The 2,678-nt window shown below is 43.5% G+C and carries 1 pseudogene; it reads left to right on the top strand.

Annotated elements, in window-relative coordinates:
* Positions 1–54: 54 nt before the first annotated feature.
* Positions 55–2,678, top strand: a pseudogene (locus tag H6G26_RS40770) (serine/threonine protein kinase); the annotation flags it as partial.

The following is a 2,678-nucleotide window of genomic DNA, read 5'->3' as shown; positions in this document are numbered from 1 at the left end:
CTTGACGAGCAAACTCAATCCCTGTTTTTGATCGGAGCCTATCGAGATCATGAAGTGTCTTCAACGCATTCATTAATTTTGATGCTGGAGAGCTTGCGAAAGCAGGGGGCAGCGCTTCAAGAAATTACCCTGACTCCTTTAACGCCCGAACCGTTGACTCAACTGGTGGCTGAGACATTACATCGCAATCCTGATACCGTTCGTTCCTTAGCCCAAGTCGTGTTGCGTAAAACCGAGGGCAACCCTTTCTTTGTTGGTGAATTTTTGAAGCTGCTGTATGGCGAAAACCTGTTGACCTTTGATGCCCAACAGTTGAGTTGGCAGTGGAACTTAACTGAGATTGAAGCTCAAGATATCACCGATAATGTGGTGGAGTTACTGCTGCGTCAGTTGCAGAAATTGCCGTCAGCAACACAGCAAGTTCTCTCCATCGCTGCTTGTGTTGGGTCTGAGTTTGATTTAGAAACGTTGGCGATCGTTTGCGAAAAATCACCGAAAGCAGTTTTTCAAGATTTATTAGAAGCAATACAAGCTGGATTAATTCAACCTTTGTCTGACTTGGATGAAGACTTGTTGGTTCAAGAGTATAAGTTTTCGCACGATCGCGTTCAGCAAGCGGCTTATGCTTTGATTGATGAATCGCACAAACAAGTTGTTCATCTCCAAATCGGTGGCAATTTGCTCAAAAAAACTTCACCAGAGCAACGATCCGATCGGTTGTTTGAAATCATCGATCATCTCAATCAAGGACTTCAGCTAGTCACTGCTCGATCAGAACGAACTGAAATTGCCAGATTGAATTTAAGGGCAGGTCAGAAAGCAAAGGCAGCAACGGCTTATGAAGCAGCTTTTAAATATTTCACTATAGGTCTTCAACTTCTCGATACAAAGAGTTGGCTCACTGAGTATGATCTGACCTTAGCGCTGTATTCAGAAGCAGCAGAAGCGGCGTATCTCCAGGGTCGCTTTGATGAGATGGAACAGTTGGTAGAAGTGGTACTCGATCGTGGCAAAACAGTGGTTGACAAAGTGCAGGCTTACGATACCAGAATTCAAGGATATTTGTCACAGGGCAACCTGAAAGAAGCACTAAAAACTGGATCGGAAGCGTTAAAGCTCTTGGGAATAGATTTAATAGAAAATCCAAGTCAGTTAGATGTTCAAAGAGAATTGGAGGAAACGGCTGCACTATTAGCTGGACGAGACATCGAAGACTTAATTAATCTAGCAAAGATGACCGCACCAGAACCGCTGGCAGCAATGTATATCCTGGTGAATATCGTGGTTGCTGCAAATATGGTGTCACCAGCACTGATGATACTGATTGTGTGCAAAATGGTAAATTTATCAATCAACTACGGCAATGCTACCTGGTCACCACTGAGTTATGCTGCCTACGGAGTTGTTCTAGGTGACGTTGTTCAAGACATTGAACTCGGTTATAAATTTGGTCAATTGGCTCTCAGCTTGACAGAACGATTGAATAGCAAAAAAAGGAATGCTAAAGCATTAGCGATATTTAGTGCCCACATCATGCACCGGAAGGTACATTTTAGGAAAATAATACCAATTCAGGTTGATGTTTATCAAAACGGAGTGGAAACCGGAGACTTTGAATTCGCTGGCTATGCTGCATGTAATGTATGTTGTTACTCGTTTCTTGTCGGTGAGGAACTCACGGAACTGGAACAAAAAACGGCAACCTACAGCAAAGCAATCAGACAAATCAGACGAGAAAACCCCTCTAATTGGATTGCAGTGTTGTGGCAGACAATCCTTAATCTGTTAGGTAGATCTGAGAATCCCACCCGTTTGATTGGTAGTGTATATGATGAAGAGCAAGCGCTATCGCGCGCTATTGCAGTTAAAGACGGAACTGAAATTCCCTACCTCTATTTAAACAAAATTATACTGTGTTATCTATTTGGGGAATATCATCAAGCTGCACAAACTGCTGTGTTAGCAAGGCAGCCTTTAGAAGAAATAACAGAACCTATATTCCATTTCTACGATTCTCTGGTGCTTTTGAGCCTATTGGTTGAGGCTTCAAGCTCTGAAGAAGAAGCTTGGCTAAGTTGTGTTAGCACCAACCAAGAAAAGGTGCAAAAATGGGCAGATTACGCTCCAATGAATTATCTACATAAATTTCATCTAGTCGAGGCAGAGAAAGCACGAGTCTTAGGGCAATTTCTTGAGGCTGAAGAGTTTTATGAACGGGCGATTCAAGGAGCCAGAGAAAATGAATATATCCAGGAAGAGGCGTTAGCATACGAATTGGCTGCAAAACATTATCTAGCGCGAGGTCGAGAAAAATTTGCCCAGCTCTACATGAAAGAAGCACACTACTGCTATGAAAGATGGGGAGCGATGGCAAAAGTCAAAGATTTAGAAACTCGCTACCCGCAGTTCTTTTCTCAATCACCGGTTGTGACCTACACGCCAATCCATACAACTTCTGGAACTACTTCTGCTCGCTTAGACAGCGCGATCGATTTGGCTGCGGTAATGAAAGCAGCTCAAGCTCTTTCAGAAATAATCCATCTCGATCAATTGATCGCCACGTTAATGCAGGTGGTAATAGAAAATGCCGGAGCCGAAACAGGCGCTCTAGTGCTCCTAGAAGACGATCAACTCACTGTGGTGGCTCAGTGCAGTGGGAGTAGACAGTGCAACCTGGA

Source organism: Nostoc sp. FACHB-888, from assembly GCF_014696655.1.
GTDB lineage: Bacteria > Cyanobacteriota > Cyanobacteriia > Cyanobacteriales > Nostocaceae > Nostoc.
Note: the sequence above shows the minus strand (reverse complement) of the source record. Positions and strands in the feature narration are given on the sequence as shown.